Origin of the sequence: Pseudonocardia sp. Ae505_Ps2 (assembly GCF_001932425.1) — a bacterium.
Lineage (GTDB): Bacteria > Actinomycetota > Actinomycetes > Mycobacteriales > Pseudonocardiaceae > Pseudonocardia.
The window spans coordinates 2,953,446-2,979,433 of sequence record NZ_MCIP01000001.1 but is presented as its reverse complement, the minus strand read 5'-3'; the positions used below and the strand labels follow the sequence as shown (position 1 = coordinate 2,979,433).

At 75.2% G+C, this 25,988-nt stretch carries 23 protein-coding genes and 3 tRNA genes; 14 read left to right on the top strand and 12 right to left on the bottom strand.

Annotated elements, in window-relative coordinates:
• Positions 1-283: 283 nt before the first annotated feature.
• Together Ae505Ps2_RS14285 and Ae505Ps2_RS14280 are read left to right on the top strand one after the other, a co-directional pair.
• On the top strand, positions 284-1,954 hold the full coding sequence (locus Ae505Ps2_RS14285) for an AMP-binding protein (protein WP_075307756.1): 1,671 nt from the start codon (positions 284-286) through the stop codon (positions 1,952-1,954).
• Between the two features lie 53 nt (positions 1,955-2,007).
• A complete protein-coding gene (locus Ae505Ps2_RS14280) occupies positions 2,008-2,946 on the top strand; it encodes a sucrase ferredoxin (RefSeq protein ID WP_075307758.1) in 939 nt (312 codons plus the stop codon).
• Here Ae505Ps2_RS14280 and Ae505Ps2_RS14275 read toward each other — a convergent pair.
• Complete coding sequence (locus Ae505Ps2_RS14275) at positions 2,943-3,728, bottom strand: HAD family hydrolase (protein ID WP_075553692.1); 786 nt, start codon at positions 3,726-3,728, stop codon at positions 2,943-2,945. The genes Ae505Ps2_RS14280 and Ae505Ps2_RS14275 overlap by 4 nt on opposite strands.
• The gene (locus tag Ae505Ps2_RS14270) at positions 3,725-4,243 is read right to left on the bottom strand and encodes a GNAT family N-acetyltransferase (protein ID WP_198932139.1); all 519 of its coding nucleotides are present in this window, start codon (positions 4,241-4,243) and stop codon (positions 3,725-3,727) included. Before Ae505Ps2_RS14270 ends, Ae505Ps2_RS14275 begins: the two co-directional genes overlap by 4 nt.
• A 292-nt stretch (positions 4,244-4,535) precedes the next feature.
• Here Ae505Ps2_RS14270 and Ae505Ps2_RS14265 point away from each other — a divergent pair, with 292 nt between their 5' ends.
• The 5 genes from Ae505Ps2_RS14265 to Ae505Ps2_RS14245 all read left to right on the top strand — a co-directional run bounded on the left by Ae505Ps2_RS14265 (position 4,536) and on the right by Ae505Ps2_RS14245 (position 12,542).
• A complete protein-coding gene (locus Ae505Ps2_RS14265; RefSeq protein ID WP_249265385.1) occupies positions 4,536-6,644 on the top strand; it encodes a glycosyltransferase family 39 protein in 2,109 nt (702 codons plus the stop codon).
• An 83-nt stretch (positions 6,645-6,727) separates the two neighbouring features.
• Complete coding sequence (locus Ae505Ps2_RS14260; RefSeq protein ID WP_075329753.1) at positions 6,728-8,014, top strand: bifunctional glycosyltransferase family 2/GtrA family protein; 1,287 nt, start codon at positions 6,728-6,730, stop codon at positions 8,012-8,014.
• Complete coding sequence (locus Ae505Ps2_RS34015; protein ID WP_075307766.1) at positions 8,011-10,149, top strand: glycosyltransferase family 39 protein; 2,139 nt, start codon at positions 8,011-8,013, stop codon at positions 10,147-10,149. The genes Ae505Ps2_RS14260 and Ae505Ps2_RS34015 overlap by 4 nt, the downstream gene beginning before the upstream one ends.
• A 156-nt stretch (positions 10,150-10,305) precedes the next feature.
• A complete protein-coding gene (locus Ae505Ps2_RS14250) occupies positions 10,306-10,857 on the top strand; it encodes a PH domain-containing protein (protein WP_075307768.1) in 552 nt (183 codons plus the stop codon).
• Positions 10,854-12,542 carry a PH domain-containing protein gene (locus tag Ae505Ps2_RS14245; RefSeq protein ID WP_075553690.1) on the top strand — a complete coding sequence of 563 codons (1,689 nt, stop codon included), beginning with the start codon at positions 10,854-10,856 and terminating at the stop codon, positions 12,540-12,542. Before Ae505Ps2_RS14250 ends, Ae505Ps2_RS14245 begins: the two co-directional genes overlap by 4 nt.
• Here Ae505Ps2_RS14245 and Ae505Ps2_RS14240 read toward each other — a convergent pair.
• Positions 12,505-14,064, bottom strand: coding sequence for a helicase HerA-like domain-containing protein (locus Ae505Ps2_RS14240; protein ID WP_075553689.1), 1,560 nt, complete (start codon positions 14,062-14,064; stop codon positions 12,505-12,507). The two genes, Ae505Ps2_RS14245 and Ae505Ps2_RS14240, sit on opposite strands and share 38 nt — an antisense overlap.
• Positions 14,065-14,143: 79 nt before the next feature.
• Between Ae505Ps2_RS14240 and orn the strand changes: the two genes are divergently transcribed.
• The 4 genes from orn to Ae505Ps2_RS14220 all read left to right on the top strand — a co-directional run bounded on the left by orn (position 14,144) and on the right by Ae505Ps2_RS14220 (position 15,135).
• Positions 14,144-14,776, top strand: a complete 633-nt coding sequence (gene orn, locus Ae505Ps2_RS14235; RefSeq protein ID WP_043280303.1) for an oligoribonuclease — start codon at positions 14,144-14,146, stop codon at positions 14,774-14,776.
• A gap of 64 nt (positions 14,777-14,840) precedes the next feature.
• Positions 14,841-14,913: transfer RNA gene (locus tag Ae505Ps2_RS14230), tRNA-His, on the top strand.
• 49 nt (positions 14,914-14,962) lie between these two features.
• Positions 14,963-15,035, top strand: a tRNA-Lys gene (locus tag Ae505Ps2_RS14225).
• Positions 15,036-15,059: 24 nt separating this feature from the next.
• Positions 15,060-15,135: transfer RNA gene (locus Ae505Ps2_RS14220), tRNA-Lys, on the top strand.
• Positions 15,136-15,225: 90 nt separating this feature from the next.
• Here the strand turns inward: Ae505Ps2_RS14220 and Ae505Ps2_RS14215 are convergent.
• Together Ae505Ps2_RS14215 and Ae505Ps2_RS14210 are read right to left on the bottom strand one after the other, a co-directional pair.
• Positions 15,226-16,266 (bottom strand): amidohydrolase family protein, encoded by a 1,041-nt coding sequence (locus Ae505Ps2_RS14215; RefSeq protein ID WP_020625856.1) that lies wholly within the window; start codon positions 16,264-16,266, stop codon positions 15,226-15,228.
• Positions 16,267-16,335: 69 nt separating this feature from the next.
• On the bottom strand, positions 16,336-16,758 hold the full coding sequence (locus Ae505Ps2_RS14210) for a MarR family winged helix-turn-helix transcriptional regulator (RefSeq protein WP_233147456.1): 423 nt from the start codon (positions 16,756-16,758) through the stop codon (positions 16,336-16,338).
• Between the two features lie 91 nt (positions 16,759-16,849).
• On the opposite strand from Ae505Ps2_RS14210, the gene Ae505Ps2_RS14205 reads away from it, so the two are divergent.
• A complete protein-coding gene (locus tag Ae505Ps2_RS14205; protein WP_075307774.1) occupies positions 16,850-17,767 on the top strand; it encodes an alpha/beta hydrolase in 918 nt (305 codons plus the stop codon).
• An 83-nt stretch (positions 17,768-17,850) separates the two neighbouring features.
• Complete coding sequence (locus Ae505Ps2_RS14200) at positions 17,851-19,299, top strand: MFS transporter (protein WP_255407894.1); 1,449 nt, start codon at positions 17,851-17,853, stop codon at positions 19,297-19,299.
• Between the two features lie 16 nt (positions 19,300-19,315).
• Here Ae505Ps2_RS14200 and Ae505Ps2_RS14195 read toward each other — a convergent pair whose 3' ends face one another.
• The 7 genes from Ae505Ps2_RS14195 to Ae505Ps2_RS14165 all read right to left on the bottom strand — a co-directional run bounded on the left by Ae505Ps2_RS14195 (position 19,316) and on the right by Ae505Ps2_RS14165 (position 25,161).
• Positions 19,316-20,125, bottom strand: a complete 810-nt coding sequence (locus Ae505Ps2_RS14195) for a DUF1445 domain-containing protein (protein ID WP_075553688.1) — start codon at positions 20,123-20,125, stop codon at positions 19,316-19,318.
• Positions 20,122-21,453, bottom strand: a complete 1,332-nt coding sequence (locus Ae505Ps2_RS14190; protein ID WP_075553687.1) for an MFS transporter — start codon at positions 21,451-21,453, stop codon at positions 20,122-20,124. Before Ae505Ps2_RS14190 ends, Ae505Ps2_RS14195 begins: the two co-directional genes overlap by 4 nt.
• 181 nt (positions 21,454-21,634) lie before the next feature.
• Entirely contained in the window at positions 21,635-22,108 is a 474-nt protein-coding gene (locus Ae505Ps2_RS14185; RefSeq protein WP_020625850.1) for a VOC family protein, read from the bottom strand.
• 11 nt (positions 22,109-22,119) lie between these two features.
• Positions 22,120-23,067 carry a biotin-dependent carboxyltransferase family protein gene (locus Ae505Ps2_RS14180; RefSeq protein WP_084786276.1) on the bottom strand — a complete coding sequence of 316 codons (948 nt, stop codon included), beginning with the start codon at positions 23,065-23,067 and terminating at the stop codon, positions 22,120-22,122.
• Positions 23,064-23,711 (bottom strand): carboxyltransferase domain-containing protein, encoded by a 648-nt coding sequence (locus tag Ae505Ps2_RS14175; RefSeq protein ID WP_158071459.1) that lies wholly within the window; start codon positions 23,709-23,711, stop codon positions 23,064-23,066. The genes Ae505Ps2_RS14180 and Ae505Ps2_RS14175 overlap by 4 nt, the downstream gene beginning before the upstream one ends.
• A complete protein-coding gene (locus tag Ae505Ps2_RS14170; RefSeq protein ID WP_075312188.1) occupies positions 23,708-24,487 on the bottom strand; it encodes a 5-oxoprolinase subunit PxpA in 780 nt (259 codons plus the stop codon). The genes Ae505Ps2_RS14175 and Ae505Ps2_RS14170 overlap by 4 nt, the downstream gene beginning before the upstream one ends.
• Positions 24,487-25,161 carry a GntR family transcriptional regulator gene (locus tag Ae505Ps2_RS14165; protein ID WP_020626001.1) on the bottom strand — a complete coding sequence of 225 codons (675 nt, stop codon included), beginning with the start codon at positions 25,159-25,161 and terminating at the stop codon, positions 24,487-24,489. Before Ae505Ps2_RS14165 ends, Ae505Ps2_RS14170 begins: the two co-directional genes overlap by 1 nt.
• A 193-nt stretch (positions 25,162-25,354) precedes the next feature.
• Between Ae505Ps2_RS14165 and Ae505Ps2_RS14160 the strand changes: the two genes are divergently transcribed.
• Entirely contained in the window at positions 25,355-25,987 is a 633-nt protein-coding gene (locus tag Ae505Ps2_RS14160; RefSeq protein WP_158071458.1) for a methyltransferase domain-containing protein, read from the top strand.
• The last annotated feature ends 1 nt before the right edge of the window (position 25,988 follow it).

Genomic DNA, 25,988 nt, shown 5'->3' with positions numbered 1-25,988 from the left:
CGCACCGCAGCGGCAGACGCCGGCGATGCCGCCGAACCCGGGCATCGACTTGGTCGGACGTCCCGCACGGACCAGCGTGCGGCCGGAAGCGGACGTGTGCGTGGGCAGGTACAGGCGCATCAGGATCCCCGACGGTGTGTGGTGGAGTTCGGCGACCTGTGGGCCACCGAAGGACACATCGTCTTCACCCTACGAAACATGACGGACATACTCAGTGACCTCTGACACAGATCCCCCCACCGGACCCGACGGCCCGGCGGGTCGCCCTGCCAGACTGCGCCGCATGGCTGGCTCCCCGCTGCTCCAGAACCTCTCCGGCACCGCCCGCACCGCCTACGAGCTGGGCAGCGGCACCGCCCGCGCCGCCGTGGCCCTGACCCGCTCGGGAGTCGTCCGCCCGCTCGGCCCCGGGAAGCTGTACGGGATGGGCCGGGCACTGGTGCGCTACGGCAACAGCATCACCGCGGCGTTCGCCGTCGGGGCGGCCCGCCACCCGTACCGGCTCGCCGTCGTCGACGACGACGGGGTCACCACCTACGCCGAGCTGGAGGAACGCACCGACCGCCTCGCGCTGGCCCTGCTCGACTCGGGCGCCGGACCGGGCGCCCCGGTCGGGGTGCTGTGCCGCAACGCCCGCGCACCGATCGAGGCGATGGTGGCGGCGGGCAAGGTCGGCGCCGACGTCGTACTGGTCAACACCGGGCTCTCCGCCGAGCAGCTGCGCGGGGTGCAGGAGCAGCAGAAGCTGCACACGCTCGTCGCCGACCCGGACTTCCTCGACATCGTCCCGCCCGGACCGCGCGTCGTGCTCACCTCCACCCCCGACGGGCCGCGTCCGGCCGGCGACCGGGTGCTCGACGACCTCGACGCGATGGTGGAGCGGGGCGGACCGGGCGAGCTGCCGTTCAAGCCGGAGCCGTCCAAGCAGATCGTGCTGACCTCCGGCACCACCGGGACGCCGAAGGGCGCCAAGCGGCCGCACCCGTCGACCCTCGCCCCGGCGGCGTCGATCCTCTCGGCGATCCCGCTGCGCGCGGGCGAGCCGACGCACATCGCCGCTCCGCTGTTCCACACCTGGGGCAACGCCGGGCTGCTGCTCGCCTCGCTGCACGGCGCGACCGTCGTGCTGCGCCGCAAGTTCACCCCGGAGGGGTTCCTCGCCGCGGTGCGCGAGCGCCGGTGCACCACGGTGTTCGCGGTGCCGGTGATGCTCCAGCGCGTCCTGGAGTCCGGCGCCGAGGGCTGGGGCGACGGCCGGGACGACCCGGCGGGCCCGCGGATCGTGGCCGTCTCCGGGTCGGCGCTGCCCGGCGGGCAGGCCAACCGGTTCATGGACCGCTTCGGCGACTGCCTCTACAACCTCTACGGATCCACCGAGGTCTCCTGGGTCTCGATCGCCGGACCGGAGGACCTGCGCGACGCCCCCGGCACGGCGGGCCGCGCCCCGGCCGGGACCACCCTGGTCATCCTCGACGAGGACGACCAGCCCGCCCCGGCAGGCGTCGACGGGCGGGTGTTCGTCGGCAACGACCTGCCGTTCGAGGGCTACACCGGCGGCGAGGAGGGCCTGGAGGAGCACGACGGGCTGCTGGGGACCGGCGACGTCGGGCACCTCGACGAGCACGGACGGCTGTTCCTCACCGGTCGGGCCGACGACATGATCGTCTCGGGCGGGGAGAACCTGCACCCCGGCCCGGTGGAGGAGCTCATCTCCGGGATGGACGGGGTGCGCGAGGCCTGCGTCCTCGGGGTGGACGACGACGAGTACGGCCAGCGGTTCGCCGCCTGGGTGGTGCTGGAGCCGGGTGCCGACGTCACCGCGGACGCGATCCGCAGCCGGGTGAAGTCCGACCTGGAGAAGTTCGCCGCACCGCGGGACGTGCACTTCCTCGACGAGCTGCCGCGCAACCAGACCGGGAAGGTGCTGCGCGCCGAGCTGCCCGGCCGGGAGTGACCCGTCCGGGCGGTCCGGGTTGAACTCAGGCAAACCTTCCCTAAGATGGCCCGATGACGGTCACCGCGACACGTGGCGCACCCGGCGGTCCCGCCGGGGCGCCCGTCGCGGGCTGTTCCGGGCTGAGCGAGGCGCTCGGCGAGCCGATGACCGGCACCGCGCCGCACGTGCGTCGCCTCGTCGCCGTCGAGCACATCGGCGCCTGGCCGCGGAAGGTCGCCGACCACCCGGACCCGGCCGTGTCCGCGCTGTTCGACCGGCTCCGCGCCGACGACGTCATCCTGCTGCTGATCCGCCGCCCCGGCCGCGAGGGCCGCTGCGACGCCGACGGTGCCCGCACCGTCTACGTCGCCGACCTCACCCCGGGCGGCTCACGGGCGTGGTCGCGCACCGTGCGCAGCACCGACGACCTCGCCGGCATCGACCTCGACCCGGGCGCGGGCACACCGGTGCTCGACCCGGTGATGCTGGTGTGCGCGCACGGCAGGCGTGACGTCTGCTGCGCCGTCCGTGGCCGCGCGCTCGCCGGGGACCTGGCCGCCGAGGGCGCCGACGTGTGGGAGTGCACCCATCTCGGCGGGCACCGGTTCGCGCCGACCGCGCTGGTGCTGCCCACCGGCTACGCCTACGGCCGCCTCGACACCGGCGGCGCGCTGGCCGCGCTGAAGGCCGCGGCCGGCGGCGGCGTGGACCCGTGGTGCTGTCGCGGGCACACCGGGCTGGACCCGGTCGGCCAACTCGCCGAGCTCGCCGTGCGCGAGCACACCGGGATCGGGGACGCCACGGCGCTGCTGGTCGACGCCGCCGGTCCGAGCGTGGGTGGTGACGGCGAGCGCCCGGACGGGCACCTGGTCACCGTGCGCTCCCGCGACGGCCGGAGCTGGACGGTGCCGGTCACGACCGACACGACGCTGCCGCCGCGGCCGCCGTCCTGCGGGGCGGCCCTGGAGGCGGCGACACCGCTGGTCGCCGGCACCCCCGTCGAGCACTAGCCGAACACACGCTCCAGGGCGCGGGCCAGGCCGTCCTGCTCGACGGTGTCGGTGGACTCGTCGGCGTCGGCGTGCACGTCCGGCGGGGCCTGCCCCATCGCGATCCCGCGGCCCGCCCAGCGCAGCATCGCGCGGTCGTTGTCGCCGTCACCGACGGCGAGGACCTCGCAGCGGTCGACACCGAGCCGGGCCGCGACCCGCGCGAGCCCGGACGCCTTGGACACCCCGGCCGGCACCAGCGTCACCCACGGCAGCTCGTGGTCGAGCGTCGGCTCGGTGCCGGGTACCCGGAGCCGGGAGGCGCGGGCCGCGGTCTCCGCCGGGTCGTGCCCCGGCCAGTACATGACCAGCTTGGGTGTCGGCTCGTCGAGCAGAGCGGCGCGGCCGACCTCGGTGACGGTGCCGGCGAGCACGCCGTCGGGGAACGGGGCGCTGACCCGCTGCCCGACGCCGACGTGCTCGCAGGCGAACACCGCCCCCGGGAACAGCTCGGTCATCGTGTCGATGGCGGCGGTCACGGCCTCGGGGGCGAGCCGCTCCATCGTCAGCACCCGGCGGGTCGCGGTCTCCATCTCGACCGCGCCGTTGGAGGTCAGGGTGACGCCGTCGCGCAGCCCGATCGCGTCCAGCGCACCGGCCACGCCGACGACGGTCCGGCCGGTGCACAGCATCACCTCGGCCCGGGTCCTGGCGAGCGCGATCGCGTCGAGGACCGCGGGGCTCGGGGGCCTGCGCCCGTGGACGATGGTGCCGTCGATGTCGAGCGCGACCAGCCGGATCACGTCCCCGACCCTACGTCGAGCCGGAACCGGGCGACGCCGTCGCGGGTCCCGGTGGGACGCATCCCGATCCGCTCCAGCACCCGCTCCGACGCCCGGTTGCCGGGCTCGACGCCCGCGACCAGCGGCGACGCCCCGGCCGAGCGGGCCAGGGCGAGCAACAGGCCGGCGGCCTCGACGGCGTAGCCGCGGCCGCGCCGCGACGGCACCACGCCGTAGCCGAGCTCGACGGCGGCCGGGCCGTCGTCGGGGGCGGGGAACAGCCCCGCACCGCCGACGACCGTGCCGCCGTCGCGTTCGACGAGCAGCCGGTGGCCGAGCTCGCCCCAGCCCGGCCCGCCCGGGTCGCGGGCGAGCAGCCGGGCGACGATCCGGTCGCCCTCGGCGGGGAAGTCCGGCGCCCAGTCGGCGCGCCGGACCCCGGCGACGACGGCCGCGGCGACCTCCGGGGTCCAGCCGGGGAGCACCAGCCGCGGGCCCGCCGGGACCGACGCCGGGAGCGGGGCGGAGATCGGCACGCCGTCGATCCTCCCCCGGGCCCGCCCACCCCGCGCGGCACCGGCCCGCCGCAACCGCCGCTGGGATGCCGGCGTCCCGACGTCGATCAGTACGTGAGGGCTGTCGCAGCGCGGACGAACCGCGCTCATGTACTGATCGACGGACCGGGGGTGGACCGGCACAGGAGGTTCACAGGTCGATCACCGGCTCCGCACAGCGCGGCGGAGCAGCGTCGCCCGGGTGACGAGCACCCTGTCCCGGCCCCGGCCCGCCCCCACCCCGTCTCCCCCGCCGACCCGCCGGTGGCGGCACCTGCCGCTCGCGGTGCTGCTCGCCGCGACGGCCGCGCTGTACCTGTGGGGGCTGTCGGCCTCGGGCTGGGCCAACGCGTTCTACGCCGCGGCCGCGCAGGCCGGTGGGCAGAGCTGGTCGGCGTGGTTCTTCGGCGCCTCCGACGCGGCCGGCGGCATCACCGTGGACAAGGCGCCGGGGGCGCTGTGGCCGATCGGGCTGGCGGTGCGGCTGTTCGGGCTGTCGAGCTGGAGCGTGCTGGTGCCCCAGGCGCTGATGGGCGTCGGCGCGGTCGCGTTGCTGCACGCCACGGTCCGGCGGATCGCCGGGCCGGGGGCCGGTCTGCTCGCCGGGGCCGCGCTCGCGCTCACCCCGGTGGCGGTGCTGATGTTCCGCTTCGACAACCCCGACGCGATGCTCGTGCTCGTCCTGACCGGCGCCGCCTACGCCCTCACCCGGGCGGTCGAGCAGGGTCGCACCCGGTGGCTGGTGCTCGTCGGCCTGCTGGTCGGCTACGGCTTCCTCACCAAGATGCTGCAGGCCTTCCTGGTGCTGCCGGCGTTCACCGCGGTGTGGCTGCTCGCCGCCCCGCTCGCCTGGTGGCCGCGGATCCGGGCGCTGCTCGCCGCCGGGGCCGCGCTGCTGGTCTCGGCGGGCTGGTGGGTACTGGTCGTGGAGCTGTGGCCCGCCGCGGACCGGCCCTGGATCGGCGGCTCCCAGGGCAACAGCGTGCTGGAGCTGGTCCTCGGCTACAACGGCGTCGGGCGGCTCACCGGCGACGAGGTCGGCTCCGTCGGCGGAGGCGCGGGCGGACGCGCCGGTGGCTGGGGCGAGACCGGGCTGCTGCGGCTGTTCGGCTCGGAGATGGGCCGGGAGGCGTCCTGGCTGCTGCCCGCGGCGCTGGTGCTGCTCGGGGTGCTGCTGTGGCGGACCCGGCGGGCACCGCGCACCGACCCGCTGCGCGCCGCGACCGTGCTGTGGGGCGGCTGGCTGCTGGTCACCGGGCTGACCTTCAGCCTGATGGCCGGGATCGTGCACAGCTACTACACCGTCGCGCTCGCCCCGGCGGTCGCCGCGCTGGTCGGGATCGGCGGGGCGACGCTGTGGCACGACCGTGCGTCCGCGGCCGCCCGGTGGTGGCTGGCCGCTGCGGTCGCGGCGACGGCGGTGTGGGCGTTCGAGCTGCTGCCCGCGGAATGGCTCTGGTGGCTGCGCCCCGCGGTGCTCGTCGTCGGGCTCGGCGCGGCGTTCGCGCTGCTCGGGGTGCACCGGATGCCGCGGGTGCTCGCGGCCGGGGTGCTCACCGCGGCGCTGCTGGCCGGCGCCGGCGGGACGACCGCCTGGGCGCTGGCGACGGCGGCGACGCCGCACACCGGGGCGATCCCGAGCTCCGGCCCGGCGGGCTACGCGTCCGGCCCGGGCGGGGGCCGGGGTGGTCACGGCACGATGCGCGGGCCGTGGGCCGGCTCCGGCGTCCCGGGCGGCGCGTCCGGCGCGGCCGGAGCCATCACCGGTGGGGCCGCCGGGACACCGGGCGCGACCGGACCGGGCGGAGCGGCTGCGGGCGCGGCCGGGCAGAGCGGAGCGGCCGCGGGCGCCAGCGCGACCGGGGCCGGGGCCGGGTCCGGTGCGTCCGCGGGCGCACCGGGTGCCGCGACGGCGGGCGGGCCGGGCGGGCCGGGTGGGCCGGGCGCCCGGTGGGCCGGTGGCGGACCCACCCGGGGTCCGGGCGGTGCCGGCGGGCGCGGCGGCGGCCCCGGGGGCATCCTCGGCGCGCCCACGCCGTCGTCGCAGGTCACGGGGTTGATCTCGGCGGGCGCGGGCGATTTCACCTGGGCCGCGGCCACGGTGAGCTCAATGCAGGCGGCGGGCTACCAGCTCGCGTCGGGGGCACCGGTGCTCGCCGTCGGCGGGTTCAACGGCACCGACCCCTACCCGACGCCCGCGCAGTTCCAGCAGATGGTGGCGCAGCACCGGATCCACTGGTTCATCGGCTCCGCGGGCACCGGGATGATCTCCACCGCCTCCGGCGGCAGCGACGACGCGCGCCTCATCGCCGAGTGGGTCGCGGCGACGTTCCCGGCCCGCACGGTCGACGGCGTCACCCTCTACGACCTGGGCGCGTCGTGACCCGACGACAGGACGCCCGGCTCACAGCCGACGCACAGGTCGATCACACAACCACGACAGCCCGGGACCCGATCGTCGACCCCATGACCACAGTCGTCACCGGCCCCGCAACCGGCACCCACCCGGGACGCCCCGGAGCGCGTCCGTCCGACCGCGACCGGACCGTGCTCGACATCGTCGTCCCCGTCTTCAACGAGGAGCGCGACCTGGAGTCCTCGGTGCGGCGCCTGCACGAGTTCCTCTCCTCCGGGTTCCCCTACACGTTCCGGATCACCGTCGCCGACAACGCCAGCACCGACGCCACCCCGCAGATCGCGCAGCGCCTCGCCGCCGAGATCGCCGAGGTCACCACGGTGCGCCTGGACCAGAAGGGCCGCGGCCGCGCGCTGCGCCACGTCTGGTCCGGTTCCGACGCCGACGTGCTCGCCTACTGCGACGTCGACCTCTCCACCGACCTCGGCGCGCTGCTCCCGCTGGTCGCCCCGCTCGTGTCCGGGCACTCCGACCTGGCGATCGGGACCCGGCTGGGTCGCGGGTCACGGGTGGTGCGCGGACCGAAGCGGGAGTTCATCTCGCGCAGCTACAACCTGATCCTGCGCGGCGCGCTCTCGGCCCGCTTCTCCGACGCCCAGTGCGGGTTCAAGGCGATCCGCTCCGACGTGGCCCGGCGGCTGCTGCCGCTGGTCGAGGACACCGCCTGGTTCTTCGACACCGAGCTGCTGGTGCTGGCCGAACGGTCCGGGCTGCGCATCCACGAGGTGCCCGTCGACTGGGTCGACGACCCGAACTCCAGTGTGGACATCGTGGCGACGGCCGTCGCGGACCTGAAGGGCGTGTGGCGGGTCGGCCGGGCACTGGCGACGGGTGCGCTACCGCTGGCCGAGGTCCGCGCGCAGCTCGGGCGGGCGCCGCTGGCCCCGCCGGAGGTCCCCGGGGTGCCGCGGGCGATGCCGTTCCAGCTGGCCCGCTTCGCCGCGATCGGCGTCGCGTCGACGGTGGCGAACCTGCTGCTGTTCCTCGCGCTGCGCGGGACGCTCGGACCGATCGCGGCGAACGTCGTCGCGCTGCTGGTCTGCGCGGTCGCCAACACCGCGCTGAACCGGCGGTTCACCTTCGGCGTCCGTGGTCGGGACCGCGCGGTCACCCACCAGTTCCAGGGTCTCATCGTGTTCGCGCTCGGCCTCGTCCTGACCACCGGCGCCCTCGCTGTGCTCGGCGCCCTCGCCCCCGGCGCGCACCTGGCCGTCGAGGCCGCGGTGATCGTCGCGGCCAACCTGGTCGCGACGGTGCTGCGCTTCGTCCTGTTCCGGTCCTGGGTGTTCCGCACCCGGTCCACCCCCTCCCAGCTCGAGAAGGCGACCGCCGCGTGACCAGCACCCTCGACCGGTTCCCCACCCGGTCCGACGCTCCTCCGCCCCCGTCCGACGGTCCACGCCGCTGGACACGACCCGTCTCGGTCGTCGCGCTGCTCGTCGCGACGGGCGCGCTCTACCTGTGGAACCTGGCCGCCTCGGGCTGGGCCAACTCCTTCTACGCCGCCGCGGTGCAGGCCGGGGCGAACGACTGGACGGCGTTCTTCTTCGGGTCCCTCGACCCGGAGAACGCGATCACCGTCGACAAACCGCCCGCATCGCTGTGGCCGATGGAGATCTCCGCACGGATCTTCGGGTTCTCGTCCTGGAGCCTGCTGGTGCCGCAGGCGCTGATGGGCGTCGCCGCGGTCGGGCTGCTGTACGCCGCGGTCCGCCGGGTGTCCGGGCACGGCGCCGGGCTGCTGGCCGGGGCGCTGCTGGCGCTCACGCCCGTCGCGGCGCTGATGTTCCGTTTCGACAACCCCGACGCGATGCTCACGCTGCTGCTCGTCCTGGCGGCGTACCTGCTGGTCCGGGGTCTGGAGGACGGCCGGACCCGGTGGATCGCCGCGGTCGGGCTGGTGCTGGGGTTCGCGTTCCTCGCCAAGTCGCTGCAGGCGTTCCTGGTGCTGCCCGGTCTGGCCCTGGCCTGGCTGTGGGCCGCGCCCGGCCGTCCGTGGCGACGGGTGTGGCAGCTGCTCGTCGGGGGTGCCGGGATCGTCGTCGGCGCCGGCTGGTGGCTGCTCGCCGTCGCGCTGTGGCCGGTCGACGCCCGCCCGTACATCGGCGGGTCCGGGGACAACACCCCGCTCGGCCTGGCCTTCGGCTACAACGGGCTGGGCCGGATCGTCGGCGGCGAGGGTGGCCGGGGCGGTGACACCGCGCGCGACGCCGCGGCCGGTGCGTTCCCCGGCGGCGCGTTCCCGGGCGGTGCGTTCCCGGGTGGTGCCCCCGGCGGTGGCGGCATGCCCCCGGGTGGCCCCGGCGGCGCGGTCTTCGGCGGTCAGGCCGGGTTCCTGCGGATGTTCGGGACGTCGTTCGGCACCCAGGTCTCCTGGCTGCTCCCGGCGGCGCTGCTGCTGCTCGTCGCGGCGCTGGTGCTGCGTGGCCGCGCACCGCGCATCGACGCCGTCCGCGGCTCGCTGCTCGTGTGGGGCGGCTGGACGCTGGTGACGGTGCTGGTGCTGTCGTTCATGGAGGGGATCGTCCACCCGTACTACACGGTGGCGCTGGCGCCGGGGATCGCGGCGCTGATCGCGGTCGGCGGTCGCGAGCTGCTCGGACACCGTGACCTCCGGTGGGTCCGCGGGGTGCTCGCCGTCGCCACCGTCGGGACCGCGGTCTGGACATTCGTGCTGCTCGGCTGGTCGCCGCAGTTCCTGCCCTGGCTGCGCTGGGTGGTGCTGGTGGCGGGCGTCGTGTCCGGTGCGGCGCTGCTGGCCCCCGCGCGGGGACGGCGGTGGCTCGCCGTGGCGGTCGGCGTCGCGGTCCTGAGCGGTGTGGCCGCGCCGGCGGCCTACGCCGTCCAGACCGTGGCGACCCCGCACGAGGGCTCCATCCCGACCGCGGGGCCGGAGGTCGCCGGGGCCGACCGGGGCCCGGGCGGGTTCCGCGACGGGCGGGGCGATCGCGACCGGGCCGACGGTGCCGGGACCGCCGCGCCCGGGGCCACCGGGGCCCCGGCCGACGCCGGTGGGGGTCTCCCGGACGGTGCCGCGCAACCCGGTACCGGACAGACCGGTGCGGGACAGACCGGTGCGGGTGGGCCGGGCGGGATGTTCGGCGGTGGTCCGGGGACCGAGCGGACCGGCCCGCAGCTCGTCGCGCTGCTGCGGGACGCGGGTCCGGCCCGCTGGGCCGCGGCGACGATCGGCTCCCAGGGCGCGGCGTCGATGATGCTCGCCGCGGGCGGGGACACCGCGGTCATGGCGATCGGCGGCTTCTCCGGCAGCGACCCCTCCCCCACCCTGGACCAGTTCCGGCAGTACGTCGCGAACGGCGACATCCGGTACTTCGTCAGCGGCGGCCAGCGGGGCGGCCCCGGCGGCGCTCGCGGCACCGGGGCGGAGATCACCGCCTGGGTCGCGCAGCACTACACCGCGACGACCGTCGACGGCACCACGGTCTACGACCTGTCCGCGCAGGCCCACTGACCGTCGTCGCCCGCCGAGTGGCACACCAGGTACCCGTCACCGGTCGACGGGTGCAGCTGGTGTGCCACTCGGCTGCACCCCACTTTCGGCCACAGTGTGCTGCCCCGACGGCGCGCGCGGATGCTCCCGGCGCGCTCCGTTCGGCAGAGTGGGGCCATGACCGCCACCGGCCCCCGCACCGGCGACCCCGGACCCGGGATCCCGACCGACGCGCTGCCGCTCCCGTTGCGCCCACCCGCGAACCGGCTGGACCCCCGCGCGATCTGGTGGTGGCGGCTCTCGGCGGTGCCGGTCCCTCTCGTGCTGCTCGTGGGCCAGGTCGTCGCGTGGTTCCTGCTGCCCGCGGTCCCCTGGCACGGGCTGCTGATCGCGACCGGGGTGCTGACCGTGCTGTGGCTGCTGGTCGGGACGCTCGTCGTACCCGGTCTGCGGTACCGGCTGCACCGCTGGGAGGTGACCGAGGACGCCGTCTACACCCGGTCCGGCTGGCTGGTCCGGGAGTGGCGGATCGCGCCGATCCCCCGGGTGCAGACGGTCGACACCGAGCACGGGCCGCTGCAGCAGGCGCTGGGCCGGGCGACGGTGACCGTCACGACCGCGTCGGCCCGCGGCCCGGTCCGCATCGCCGGGCTCGACGCCGACGCCGCCGCCGAGCTCGCCCGACGGCTCACCGAGACGACCGGGCGGCACAGCGGGGACGCGACGTGACCGAGCCCGACGCACCCGCCACGGGCACCGGCACCGGCACGCCCCCCGACGAGGTCGAGTGGCGACGGCTGCCGGTCCAGATGTTGCTCGTCGGCCCGGCCACCGCGCTGCTGCGCCTGGCCCCCGCGCTGGTCGTGCTCGTCCTGTTCGGTGCGGGCAGCGGCAACTCGACCCAGGTCTGGATCGCGGGGGCGGCGGTCGTCGTCACCGTCGCGGCGGGTGTCGTGCGGTGGCGCACGACCCGCTACCGGATCACCGACGAGCGGGTCGAGCTGCACAGCGGGCTGCTGATCCGGCAGCGCCGCTCGGTGCCGCGGGACCGGATCCGCACCGTCGACCTGACCGCACCGCTGTTGCACCGGATCGTCGGGCTGTCGGTGGTGAAGGTCGGCTCCGGGCAGAGCAGGTCGGACGCGGGCCTCGACCTCGACGCCGTCACCACCGACGAGGCCGAACGGCTGCGCCGCGAACTGCTCGCCCGGCCCGCCACGGCGGCGGCCGGCCCGGCGACGGCCGCCACCGGGAGCGACCCCGGCGGGACCGGGACGGCGCCCGTCGGGGTCGACGGGAGGGATGCCGACGGGAACGGCTCCGCCGGCGGCCCGGCGGACCAGGAGGAGCCCGCCGGCGAGGAGCTCGACCGGATCGACTGGTCCTCGCTGCGCTACGCCCCGCTGACGGTCAGCTCGCTGGCCGCGATCGGCGCGCTGGCCGGCGCGGGCTGGAACCTGCTGAACGAGACCGGTCTCGACCCGCGCTCGCTGCCCGGTGCCGACACCGTCGCCGGGGAACTGTCGACCGCGCCGGTCTGGGCGACGGTGCTCGTCGCGGTCGGTGCCCTGCTGCTGGTCATGGTCGTCGGCAGCATCGTGCTGTTCGTCGAACGCTGGTGGGACTACCGGCTCAGCCGCGAGCCCGACGGCACGCTGCGGGTGCGCCGCGGCCTGCTGACCAAGCGCTCGCTGTCGGTGTCCGAGCAGCGGCTGCGCGGGGTGACGGTGTCCGAGCCGCTACTGGTGCGGGCCCTGGGTGGCGGCGATCAGGCCGGGGCACTGGCCGTCGGCCTGGCCGGCGACGACGCCGACTCCGGCAGCGGCGCGCTCGGCCCGCCGGTGCGCCGCGCGCACGCCCACACGGTCGCCGCGACGGCCACCCGCGCGACCGGCCCGGTCACGGACGGCCCCCTGCGGGCGCACCCGCCGCGGGCCCGGACCCGGCGCCTGGTGCGCGCGGTCGGCCCTGCGCTCGTCCCGGCCGCCGCCCTCGGGGTGTTCGCCTGGTTCGACGCCGCGGTGTGGCCGGTCGTGGTCGGGCCGATGGTGATCAGCGCAGCGCTGGTCGTGGTGGCCGTACCGCTCGCGCTGGACCGCTACCGCGCCCTGGGCCACCGACTCGACGAGCACTACCTCGTCGCCCGACACGGGTCACTGCTGCGCACCACGACCGCGCTGCGCCGCGACGGCGTCATCGGCTGGCGGATACGGCAGAGCCTGTTCCAGCGCCGCGCCGGGGTGCTGACGCTGGAGGCGACCACCGCCGCGGGCGGCGGCTCGGTGCAGGTGCTGGACCTGGACCCCGCCGACGCCGGCGCGCTCATGGCCGCGGTCACCCCGGACCCGGTCGCGCCGTTCCGGGTCCCGCCGCGGGTCAGCGACGCCGGCGGGTCCCGAACAGACTGCGGGTGATCTCGCGGGTCACCGTGGTGGTGAGCTGACGACCGGTCGGTGACTGCAGGAAGTCCCCGATCTTGGAGAAGATCCCGCCGCCCGACGAGTCCTGCGGCGGGGGCGGCGGGGCCTGGCCCGGTTCCGGAGCAGGGGCGGGCGCCCCGACCGGCGTCGCCTCGCCACCCGGCCCGGCCGCGATGCTCGCGGTGAGCTTCTCGTAGGCCGACTCGCGGTCCACCATCTGTCCGTACTTCGCCTGCAACGGCGAGGCGGCGGCGTCGACGCGGACGTCGTCGACCGGCAGGGCGGCCATCAGCGAGCGCGGGGCCCGCAGCCGGGTCCAGGCGACCGGTGTCGGCGCGCCGCGCTCGGACAGCACCGTGACGATCGCCTCACCGGTGCCCAGCGAGGTCAGCACCGACTCCAGGTCGTAGACCTCGGACTTCGGATAGGTCCGCACCGTGCGCGACAGCGCCTTCTGGTCGTCCGGGGTGAAGGCCCGCAGCGCGTGCTGGATCCGCGCGCCCAGCTGGGACAGCACCTCGTTCGGCACGTCGGTGGGCAGCTGGGTGCAGAAGAACACCCCGACGCCCTTGGACCGGATGAGCTTGACGGTCTGCTCGATGCGGTCGAGGAACGCCTTCGAGGCGTCGGTGAACAGCAGGTGCGCCTCATCGAAGAAGAACGCCAGCTTGGGCCGGTCCAGGTCGCCCGCCTCGGGCAGCTCCTCGTACAGCTCGGCGAGCAGCCACATCAGGAACGTGGAGAACAGCACCGGGTTCGCGGCGCGTTCGGCCAGCTCCAGCAGGGTGACGACACCCTTCCCGTCGACCTGACGCATCAGGTCCGCGGGTTCGAACTCGGGCTCGCCGAAGAACTCCTCGCCGCCCTGGGCCTCCAGGTTGACCAGCGCCCGCAGGATGACCCCGGCCGTCGCCGGGGAGACCCCGCCGATGCCCTTGAGGTCGGCCTTGCCCTCGTCGGAGGTGAGGTGCGTGATGACCGCGCGCAGGTCCTTGGTGTCGAGCAGCGGCAGCCCGCGCTGGTCGGCCCAGTGGAAGATCAGGCCGAGGGTGGACTCCTGGGTGGCGTTGAGGCCGAGCACCTTCGCCAGCAGGATCGGGCCGAACTGGGTCAGCGTCGCCCGCACCGGGACGGCGACGCCGCCGTCGCCCAGGGACAGGAACTGCACCGGGTACGCGGTCGGGACCCAGTCGTCGCCCGTGTCGGTCGCGCGAGCGGTGACCTTGTCGTTCGGCTCACCCGGCCGGGCCATGCCGGACAGGTCGCCCTTGACGTCGGCGAGCAGGACCGGGACCCCGGCGTCGGAGAGCTGCCCGGCCAGCGCCTGCAGCGTCTTCGTCTTGCCGGTGCCGGTCGCCCCGGCCACCAGGCCGTGCCGGTTCAGCGTCGCGAGCGGGATCCGGACCCTGGCCTGCGGGTCGCACACGCCGTCGACGAGGACGGTGCCGAGCTCCAGCGCGGGTCCGTCGGTGGCGTATCCGGCGGCGATGGTGCGAGCGGGTGTGTCGTCAGCCACGGCGCGAGCCTAGGGCACACCCCCGACGGTGGTGGGCGAGGCTCGCGCCCGTCGCACCGATGTCACCTAGGCTGTGACGATGACCGATCGGCTGGTGTGGATCGACTGCGAGATGACCGGGCTCGATCTGGGGTCCGACGCCCTCATCGAGATCGCAGCCCTGGTCACCGACGGCGACCTGAACATTCTCGGCGAGGGCGTGGACGTCGTCATCGCCTGCGACGACGCGAAGCTCGACGCGATGCCCGACGTCGTGCGCGACATGCACGCCCGGTCCGGGCTGACCGAGGAGGTCCGGCGCGCGACGGTCACGGTCGAGCAGGCCGAGAAGATGGTGCTCGACTACGTCCGCACCCACGTCCCGGACGCCCGGTCCGCGCCGCTGGCCGGCAACTCGATCGCCACCGACCGGGGCTTCATCGCCCGGGACATGACCGAGCTCGACGGGTACCTGCACTACCGGATGATCGACGTCAGCTCGGTGAAGGAGCTGGCGCGGCGCTGGTTCCCCCGGGTGTTCTACGCCAAGCCGGAGAAGGGCCTCGCGCACCGCGCGCTCGCCGACATCCGCGAGTCGATCCGCGAGCTGGCCTACTACCGGCAGGCGCTGTTCGTGGCCCCGCCCGGTCCGACGACCGAGCAGGCGCAGGCCGCGGCGGCCGCGGTCGCGCACGTCGCGGCACCCCCGCAGACCGGTACGACCCCCGGCTGAGGGCTCCCGCGGACCCCGGTCTATAGTTTCTCCAGCGCTTCCGGGAGTCCGGGAGATCGCGATGGTGGGTGTAGCTCAGTTGGTAGAGCACCTGGTTGTGGTCCAGGGGGCCGCGGGTTCAAGTCCCGTCACTCACCCGGTCGCCGATTCTGCAGCAGCAGAGCCGTGCGACGGACAAGTACACATGCGCCGTTAGCTCAATTGGCAGAGCAGCTGGCTCTTAACCAGCGGGTTCGGGGTTCGAGTCCCTGACGGCGCACGCACGATCACAACCGAATAGCACGCGCCGTTAGCTCAATTGGCAGAGCAGCTGGCTCTTAACCAGCGGGTTCGGGGTTCAAGTCCCTGACGGCGCACCACCGATTCTGTGGGGGTAGGACGTCATCGTCCTACCCCCACAGCTCGTCCTGTCCCCTGCAGCTCATGGTGCCGACGGTTCCCGGCCGTGCTCATCCCGGCAGCCCCAGCAGCCGTTCGGCGTTGAGGTGGGCGATCTTCTCCATCGCGAGCGGGGGCAGGTCCGCCTCGCGGAGGAACGCCCGGGCGCCGTCGTTGCCCAGCATCGGGTAGTCGACGCTGAACATGATCCGGTCCACCCCGACCGTCTCGACGCAGAACCGGAGCTGGGCCTGGTTGAACATCCCGCTCGGGGTGATGTGGACGTTCTCCCGGAAGTAGTCCCCGACCGGACGGTCCAGGTGGGTGATCCGCTGCGGGAGGGCCTCCTCGATCCGTTCGAGGTAGAAGGGGACCATCTCGCCCCAGTGGCCGAGGACGAGCTGCAGGTCCGGGTACCGGTCGAACACCCCGGCGAGGACCAGATGGAGGAAGTGGGTCCCCGTCTCGACGTGCCAGCCCCAGGCGCTCGTCTGCAGCCGGGCCGTGACGATCGGGTCGAGCCCGCCCTCGTAGTTCGACCGGGAGGTCTCGACCGGCGGGACGCCCGGGTGCAGATAGATGGGCACCCTCAGCTCCGCCGACCGCCGCAGGACGGGGTCGAACCGGGGCTCGTCGAGGAACCCGCCCCCGGTCCGGCCGTTGATCATGGATCCGACGAACCCGAGCTCACCGACGGCGCGGGCGAGCTCGTCGGCGGCGGCCTCCGGCACGGCCGTCGGCAGCGCGGCGAAGGCGGCGAAGCGGTCCGGGTGCGCCGCGACGGCCGCCGCCGTGCGGTCGTTGACCTTCCGGACGAGCTCCACGGCGACGTCGGCGGGCAGCTGCTGGGTGGAGAGGGTGGACAGGACCTGCACGGAGATGCCGTGAGCGTCCATGTCGGCGATCCGCCCCTCGCCCAGATCGAGGAGAACCTCGGGCGCCGGGGTGTAGGGGTACCCCGTCCCGGGGGCGTACGCCGCGGTGGAGCCGGGGCTGAGCCGCTCGGCCTCGGGCCTGCTCGCCCGCGCGACGTCGAGATCCAGGAAGTGCTCCTCGAGCGCGATGATCCGCATCGCGGCCTCCGTCCCGGACGGGTCGATCGTGCCTGGCACGTCGAGGCTAGCGGGCCACGGGGCTGCCGGCCCACGACGAGAGATCCTGCGAGGTCCCGGCCCGGCGGTCTACCCCACCGGCCCGAGCAGGGCGAGCAGGATCCGCGCCAGCTCGGCCCGGTCCTGCGGCGGGATCCGCGCGAGCCTGCGGTCGAACTCCCGCGCCAGCGCGGCGAGGGCCCGGTCGCGGGCGGCCTCCCCCTCGGCGGTCAGGACGAGCCGGTGGCGGCGCAGGTCGGCGTCGTCGATCTCCCGGCGCAGGTAACCGAGGCCGACCAGGGTGCGCACGTACGCCGTCACGCTCGCCTTCGGGATGACCAGCGTCGCGGCGAGCTGGGCCGGGTAGGGGGACGTGGCGACCTCGGCGAGGACGAAGAACTCCTTCGTCTCCAGGCCCAGCTCCGCCAGGTCGGCGACGCACTCCTCCAGCACGACGGTCAGCAGCCGATGGTTCAGCGACCACAGCTGCGCGGCGTCGACCGACACGAGCACCTCCCATTCCGTACGATGTCGAACAGAGTCGAAGTCGAACTACCTGCATGTCGAACTTCGACCGCTGTCGACCCTAGACGGAGGGGCTCCCGTGCCACTGCAGCACATCACGATCCCGCGCGGGCCCATCCGGCTCGCCGCCGATCTCCACCTGCCCCCCGGCACCGACGGGTCGACTCCCCGGCCTGCCGTGGTGCTGTCGACCCCGGGCAGCAGCGTCAAGGAGCAGATCGGCGCCGAGTACGCCCGCCGCCTCGCCGACCGCGGCATCGCCGCGCTCGTCCTCGACCCGGCCCACCAGGGGCGCAGTGGTGGCGAGCCGCGCGACCTCGAGGACCCGTACCGGCGGGGCGAGGACATCAGCTACGCGCTCGACGCACTGGACACCACGGCCGGGATCGACCCCCGGCGCATCGGCGTGCTCGGCATCTGCGCCGGTGGCGGGTACGCCGTCCACACCGCCCGCACCGACCACCGCATCAGGGCCGTGGGCGTGGTCGTCCCCGTGGACATCGGCACCGCGTTCCGCCGCGGCGCGTCCGACGGCCCCGTCGCCGCACTCGACGCCATGGCGGACGCCCGTTCGGCCGAGAACCGCGCAGGACACCTCACCCGCGAGAAGTGGCTCCCCGACAACGCCGAGGAGGCCGCCGCGCTCGGAGTGGACGACATCGACACGACACAGGCGATCCGGTACTACCGCACCGGACGGGGCGGGAGCGAGTACTCGACGAACCGTCGCCTCGCGCGGGGGGACTCCCTGCTGCTCGGGTACGACGCGTTCCACCTGGTCGACCCGCTCATGACCCAACCCCTGCAGGTCGTCCTGGCCGGCCGCGTCGGCACCACCGGCTCCTCCGAGGCCGGCATGCGGCTCTGGGAGACGGCCCCGAACCCCGTGGACCTCATGGTGGTCGACGGGGCGGGCCACTACGAGATGTACGACGAGCCCACCTACGTCGACGCCGCGGTCGACCGGCTCGCCGGCTTCTACTCCACCCACCTGTAGGCATCGGGCCCGACCGCCGCACCCGGCACCGCGGGGCAGGCTATCGTCGCTCCCAGTTCGTTAGCTCCGGACAAGGAGATGCCGTGGGGAACGACGTCGTCGTGCCGGCCGGTCCCGCCGGACGCCGGCACCGGCTGCTGATCCTGACCGTGCTCTGCACCAGCATCCTGATCGTCTCGATGGACGTCACGATCGTCAACGTGGCACTGCCCGCGCTCGTCGCGGACCTGCACGCCTCGATCACCGAGCTGCAGTGGACCGTCGACGCCTACACCGTCGTCCTGGCCTGCTTCCTGATGCTGGCCGGCGCGACGGCGGACCGGGTCGGGCGCCGCCGCGTCTTCCGGACCGGGCTCGTCGTGTTCGGCATCGGGTCGCTGCTGTGCAGCCTGGCTCCGACGGTCGGCTGGCTGATCGGGGCGCGGGTGGTGCAGGCGCTCGGCGGCGCGATGCTCAACCCGGTCGCCATGTCGATCATCACCAACGTCTTCACCGACGTCCGGGAGCGGGCCCGCGCGATCGGGGTGTGGGGCGCGATGGTCGGCATCTCGCTGGGCCTCGGCCCGGTGCTCGGCGGGCTCCTCGTGGACACCGTCGGCTGGCGGGCGATCTTCTGGGTGAACATCCCCGTGGTGCTGGCGGCGTGGGTCCTGACGGCGCGGCTCGTCCCGGAGTCGCGGGCCGCCCGTCCGCGGCGGGCCGACCCGGTGGGGCAGCTCCTGGTGGTGGCGCTGCTCGGGTCGACGGTGGCGGCGGTGATCGAGGGGCCGCGGCTGGGCTGGTCGTCGGCGGGGGTGCTCGGGCTGGCGGCGCTGGCCGTCGGCGCGCTGGTCCTGCTGGTCGTCTGGGAGCGGCGGCACCCCGAGCCCCTGGTGGAGCTGCGGTTCTTCCGGAGCGCCCCGTTCACCTCGGCGACGGTGATCGCGGTCTGCGCGTTCGCGGCGTTCGGCTCGCTGCTGTTCCTGTCCGCGCTCTACCTGCAGGACGTGCGGGGGCTCAGCGCCCTGCAGGCCGGGCTGACGCTGCTGCCGGCCGCCGTCGCGACGACGGTGGTCGCGCCGCTGGCCGGGCGGATGGTCGCCGCGCGCGGGGCCCGGCTGCCGCTCGTCCTCGGCGGGACGGCGATGGTGGCGGTCGCGCTGACCTTCTCCCAGCTCTCCCCCGCCACCCCGCTGTGGCTCGTGCTCGTCGCGCACGGGGTGTTCGGCTGCGGGTTCGCACTGCTCAACCCGCCGATCACGAACACGGCGGTGAACGGGATGCCGCCCGAGCGGGCCGGCGTCGCCGCGGCGGTGGCCTCGACCAGCAGGCAGGCCGGGCAGTCGTTCGGCGTCGCGATCAGCGGGACCGTGGTCGCCACCGCGGCGAGCACCGCCGCCGGGGTGGCGACGGCGTGGGCGGTCGTGGTGCCGCTGACCGTCGTGGTCGTGGTGCTCGGTGTGCTGGGGACCACGGCGCGGGCGCAGGCGTCCGCGGCCCGGGTCGCGGCACTGTTCCCCGCGGCACCGTCGTCCCCCGCCCGCGCGGCCTGAGCGGGGGACGGCGGCGTCATCCGTGCGGAGCGGCGCCCGCGGCGGCGTCGACGGAGTGGTCCAGCACGACCATGTGCCCGGCCGCGTGGGTGAACACGTACTCGGCACCGCAGCCGGGCAGGGCCAGCTGCGGGGTGACCCCGCAGGCCCAGAAGACCGGCACGTCACCCTCCTCGACCACCGGCTCCGGCCCGAAGTCCGGCCGGGCCAGGTCGGCGATCCCGATCGCGGCGGGGTCCCCGACGTGCACCGGCGCGCCGTGCCCGGTCGGGTAGCGCGCCGTCACCTCGACGGCCCGGTCGACGAGCGCGGCGGGCACCGCGCGCATGCTCACCACCAGCGGTCCGTGCACCCGGCCCGCCGGCACGGTCGGGCAGGTCGTGACGTACACCGCGGGCGCGGACGAGCGCGGGTTGCGCCGCACCGGGACCCCGGCCCGTTCCAGGGGCTCCTCGAAGGTGTGGCTGCACCCGAGCAGGAACGCCACCGAGTCCGCGCGCCACCGGTCGCGCAGGTCGGTCGGCTCGCCGTCCTCGACGCCGTGGAGCCAGGTCCGGTAGCGCGGGAAGTCGGTGCGGACGTCGACCCAGGTGTCCCCGACGGTGACGACCGGGTCGCCGGTGTCGCCGACACCGAGCAGCGGGCACGGCGTCGGGTTCCGCACGCAGAAGAGCAGGAAGTCGTACGCCGTCGCCTGCGGGACCACCACCAGGTTGGCCTGCTGGTACCCGCCGAACAGGCCCGCGGTGGGCCCGGTCCAGCCCCCGGCGGCGGCCAGTGCCCGCAGCTCGGCCGGGGTGGCGGGCGCCGTCGTCGCGGCGGTCATCGGGCCAGCTCCCGGCGGGCGGTCTCGCGGACGGTGAGCAGGGTCAGCAGTGCGACGACCGTCGCGACCATCAGCAGGTAGCCGGGTGCGAGCGGGTCGCCGGTGACCGAGGTCAGCCAGGTCGCGAGGAACGGGGTGAGACCGCCGCCGATGATCGTCCCGCCGTTGAAGGCCAGGGACAGGCCGGTGTAGCGGACCCGGGTCGGGAACTGCTCGGCGTAGGTCGGGTAGGTGACGGCCTGCACGACCGGCATCGGCAGGGCCAGCAGGAACATGCCGAGGACGGCCAGGGTGAAGTCGCCGGTGCCCATCAACGCCATCGTCGGGAGGATCAGCACGGAGTAGCCGAGGAACCCGGCGACGATGAGCTTCTTGCGGCCGTAGCGGTCCGACAGCGCTCCGGCGAGCGGCATCAGGCACGCCACGAACAGCCCGATCGCGGCCATCAGCCAGAACGTGCTCGACTTCGGGTAGCCCAGCTCCGAGGTCAGGTAGATATTCATGAAGATCAGGCCGATCCAGTAGCCCGCGTTCGACCCGGTGGCCAGCAGCAGCACGGTCACCAGCGCGCGCCGGTGGTGGGTGAGCACCTCCTGCACCGGGGCCTTGGGCAGCTCGCCCGCCGCGCGGCTGTGCTCGAACTCCTCGGAGTCCTCCAGCCGGTGCCGGGCGATCAGGGTGAGCACCACCAGCGGCAGCGCGAGCAGGAACGGGATCCGCCAGCCGAACGCGCTCAGCTGCTCGGCGGTCAGCAGGGTCGAGGTGACCCCCGCGACCAACGCCGCGGTGCCGCCACCGAGGGCGACCCCGACCGGCGTGAAGGACCCGAAGAAGCCGCGTCGGCCCGCCGGGGAGGACTCGGCGAGGTAGGTGGCCGACCCGGTCACCTCACCGCCGGCTAAGAAGCCCTGGGCGAGCCGGGCCAGGACCAGCAGGGCGGGGGCGAGCAGGCCGGCGGTGGCCGCGGTCGGCAGCAGCCCGACCAGGGCGGTCGCGGTGCCCATCCCGGTGATCGTGAACACCAGGACCGGCTTGCGGCCCAGGCGGTCGCCGAGCCGGCCGAGGACGATGCCGCCGAGCGGGCGCATGAGGAACGCGCTGCCGAACACCGCGAGCGTCGACAGCAGTGAGGCGACCGGGTCGGCGCTGGGGAAGAACAGCGGCCCGATGACGACGGCGAGGTAGCCGTAGACGCCGAACTCGTAGTACTCGACGGCGGTCCCGGACGCGGCGGCGAGCGCCGCGCGGCGGGACCGGGCCGAGCTCGGCGACGGGGTGGAGGGGGTCTCGGCGGCCCGCCCGGTGGGGGCGTCGCTTGATAGGGTCATGGGTGTCTCCCGGTGGGGGTCCCGCTGCTGCGGGCAGGCGTGATCGCGGTGTGGTGGGTGGAGCAGACCCGGCGCGCGCGAGACGGCGACACCGGTGGCACAGCGGGTCATCGGCGGGCGGCATCCCGCCGATGACCCCGGCCGCGGGCCCGTCCGGGGACGGGCCGCGACCGTGTGGGGATCAGACGGCGAACAGCTGCTCGGGGTCGGCGAAGGCCTTGAACTCGAGCGCGTTGCCCGCGGGGTCGAGGAAGAACATCGTCCACTGCTCCCCCGGCTCCCCCTCGAACCGCACGTACGGCTCGATGACGAACCGCGTGCCGGCGGCGGTCAGCCGCTCGGCCAGTGCGCGGAACTCCGGGACGCTCAGCACGAGCCCGAAGTGCGGGACCGGCACGTCGTGGCCGTCGACGGGGTTGGTGCCGGCGACGCCCGCGCGCGGGGTGTCCGACGGCTCGCCGACCTGGTGGGTGACGACCTGGTGGCCGGCGACGTTCCAGTCGGTCCAGCGCTCGGCGGAGCGGCCGCGGGGGAAGCCGAGCAGGGTGCCGTAGAACTCGCGGGCCGCCTCGATGTCGTCCACCGGGATCGCCAGGTGGAACGGCGGGCGCACGGAGGTGACGATCGCGGCGGATTCCGTGGTCGGTGCGGACACAGGGGTACCTCTCATCCTTCGGTGTCGCGCCCGGACGGGATGGCGGCCAGACGCAGGGGGTCCCCGGGCCGGAGCTGGCCGAGGAGGTCGATGTCGGCGTCGGCGACGACGCCGACCACCGGGTAGCCGCCGGTCACGGGGTGATCGGCGAGGAACAGGATGGGCTCGCCCGACGGCGGGACCTGGACGGCGCCGAGCGGCACGCCCTCGCTGGGCAGCGACCGGTCGCCGACGGCGAGGGTGGCGCCGGTGAGCCGGATGCCGACCCGGTCGCAGTGCCCGGAGACGCGCCACGGCGCGCGCCGGAGCAGGGCGCGGTCGGCAGGGCCGAGGACGCCGTCGCGGGGGCCCCAGTGGAACCGGACCCGGGTCGCGGGACCGGGCAGCCGGGGCGCGGCGAGCTCGACCGGCACGGCGGGCGGCTCGCCCGGCACGGGGCCGAGCGGCAGGTCGACGCCCGGGGCGACGGCGGGCGGGCCGAGCCCGGTCAGCGAGTCCCGGGCGCGGGACCCGAGCACGGGGGCGGGTCGGATCCCGCCGCCGACGGCGAGGTAGCTGCGCAGCCCGCGCGGCGGGGTGCCGAGCCGCAGCCGCGCTCCGGCCGGTACCCGCACGCAGCGGGGGTCGGCGACCGGGCGGCCGTCGAGGGTGACCGGGACCGGGGCGCCGGTGACCGCCACCCAGCGCGGCACGTCGAGGACGACCGCGAGACCGCCCAGGGTGACCTCGACGGCGGCCTCTCCGGGCCGGTTGCCGACCAGCCGGTTCGCCGTCGCGAAGGCGGCCCGGTCGACCGGCCCGGACGCGGTGACGCCGAGATGCGCGAGCCCGGGGCGGCCCGGGTCCTGCACGCTGGCGCCCGGCCGGGCGTCGAGCACCCGCAGCCGCGGGCCGGGTCCGGGTCCCGCGGCGGGCGGGACGGTGGCGGCGCGGGCGGGCGGGTCGAGCAGCGCGGTCATGCGGGCACCTCCACGAAGCGGACGCGGTCGCCGAGCCCGAGCCGGTTGGGCGGGGTGGCGTCGACGTCCCAGAGGACCGCCGTGGTCGTGCCGATCTGGTGCCAGCCACCGGGCGTCCCGCCCGGGTAGACCACGGTCTGGTTCCCGGCGATCGCGACGACGCCGGCCTCCACCCGGGGCCGCGGGGTGGACAGCCGCGGCAGCCGCAGCGCGTCGGGGAGCCCGTCGAGGTAGGCGAAACCGGGGGCGAAGCCGAAGAAGCCGACCTGGTGGGTCGCGGCGGCGTGCGCCCGGGCGACCTCGGCCGGGGTGGTCCCGAGCCGGTCGGCGACGGCGGGCAGGTCGGCGCCGTCGTAGCGGACGCCGACCTCGACCGTCCGGGCCGGGGGGACGGGGGCGCCCGCATCGGTGACGGTGGTGGCGGCGGCGCCGACGGCAAGGGTCCGCAGGTGGCGGCGCAGCGCGGCCATCCGGGTGCCGGGGCGCGCGACGACGAGCACGGTGGCCGCGGCCGGGACGACGTCGGTCACCCAGGCGTCCCAGCCGTCGGTCACGGCGCCGTCGGCGACCGCGCGCACGGTCCCGGGGAGGCAGTCCACGATCCAGGACCGGTCGCCGGCGCGGTGCACGGCGGGCGCGGTCACCGGGCCGCCCCTGCGAGCGGGGCCGCACCGCAGCCGATCCCTGCGGCGGACAGGGCGTCGCGGGCGGCGCGGGCCAGTGCGTCGGCGCCGGGGGTGTCGCCGTGCACGCACAGCGCGGCGACCGCGCCGCCGGGCGGGCGGACGCTGACGACGGTCCCGTCGACGGCGGTGACCGTCCCGTCGCGGGCGACCGAGACGGCGCGGGCGGCGGCCTCGGCGGGATCGCGGACCAGGTCACCGGGCCGTCCGCGCGGGACGAGACTCCCGGCCGCGGTGTAGCCGCGGTCCAGGAACGCCTCGGCGCGCGGGCCGAGACCGGCCGCGAGCGCGCGATCCCACACCTCGGTGCCGGGCAGACACAGCAACGGCAGGCCCGGGTCGACGAGCCGGACCGCCTCGACGAGGGCGTCGGCGTGGTCGGGGTGGGTGCCGGTGGCGTGGTAGAGCGCGCCGTGCGCCTTGACGTACCCGACCCGGGTGCCGGCCGCCGCGGCGAACACCGAGAGCGCGCCGATCTGGTAGACGACGTCGTTGACCAGCGTGTCGCGGGCGACGTCGACGAAGCGGCGGCCGAACCCGGCGAGGTCGCGGTAGGAGACGTGGGCCCCGACCGCCACGCCGCGCGCCGCGCAGTCGTCGCAGGTGCGGCGCATGACGTCCGGGTCGCCGGCGTGGAAGCCGCAGGCGACGTTGGCGGCGTCGACGACGTCGAGCAGCGGCCGGTCGTCCGGCACCCAGGCGCCGAAGCCCTCCCCGACGTCGGTGTTCAGCGCGATCACCGCGCGTCCCGTCCGGCCCAGAACGCCGACAGCTCGCCGCGGTCGGCCGACCAGGCCGCGTGCAGGCCGTCCTGGCCGCCGTCGATGTGGGCGAGCACGAGACGGCGGAGCTCGTCGGCGTCGCCGTCGGCCAGTGCCTGGACCATCCCGCGGTGCTCGTCCTGCACACGGTCGTAGGCGCCGGTGCCGTGCACGTAGAACCGGGAGTAGGGCTCCAGGCGGTGGTAGAGCCGGGAGATCAGCTCGTAGCGCAGCGGCAACCCGGCGAGCCGGTACATGTCCAGGTGGAACGCGAGGTTGGTGCGCGACCAGGCGGCGGCACCGGTGTCGGTGACCCGGTCCATCTCACCGGCCATGCCGTCGAAGCGGGCGACGTCGCGCCGCGACACCCGTTCCGCGACGTGCGGGGCGAAGCTGGGCTCGACCATCCGGCGCAGGTCGTAGATCTCGTCGATCTCGGCCAGGTCCAGCTCGGTGACGAAGGTGCCGCGGCCGGGCTCGCTGCGCAGCAGCCCCTCCCCCACCAGGGTGCGCAGCGCCTCCCGCAGCGGGATGCGGCTCACGCCGTAGCGGTCTGCGAGCTCCTCCTGCACCAGCCGGTGACCGGGCGGGTACACGCCCTCCACGATCGCGCGACGCAGGGCGTCGACCAGCGCGTCATCCGATGCCATGCGTTCTGTATACGGTGGATCCAGCGTGTACGAAAGCCCCTGCCGTCGCGCTTAACAGGACCGACACCGCAGAACACACAGCAGGAACACACGGCAGGAGACACGGCAGGAGACACGGTCGCCGCGGCCGCGGCGGAGTGACCCGGGTCGCCCCGACATGACCGCGGAGCCCGCGGCCGCCACGATGGTGCGCATGGCCCGACCCGACCACGCCGTCTTCTTCAAGCGCTCGTTCTCGAAGATGGACCAGCTCGCGACCCCGTTCCTGACCGGGCGGCGGCTGTGCCGCCAGCTCGCCGGGGTGGTGCCGCGCGGCACGAACGGCGTCGTCGTCGAGCTGGGGGCGGGGCCGGGCGTGCTCGCCGAGCCGATCCGCGAGCGCCTCGGCCCGCACGCGCGCTACCTCGCGATCGAGATCGACGAGGAGCTGGTCGCCCACCTGCGCCGGCACAAGCCGTGGCTGGAGGTCGTGCAGGGCGACGTCGCCGACCTGGACCGGATCCTCGACGAGGCCGGCATCACCGAGGTCGACGCGTTCGTCTCGACCCTGCCGTGGGCGGTGTTCCCGCAGACCCTGCGCCTGCAGGTCATGGGGACGATCGCGCGCCGGCTGACCCCGGGCGGGGTGATGAGCATGATCATCACCTGGATGGCGCTGCCGAACCGCGTGCGGGTGCTGCGCGACCTGCTCGACACCCACTTCGACGAGGTCGTGGAGACCGCGACCGAGTGGCGCAACCCGCCGCCCGCCCGCACCTTCCTGTGCCGGCGACCGCTCCCCCAGTTCAACTCCCTCGGCGGGCAGGACACTCGCTCGGCGAGCTGAC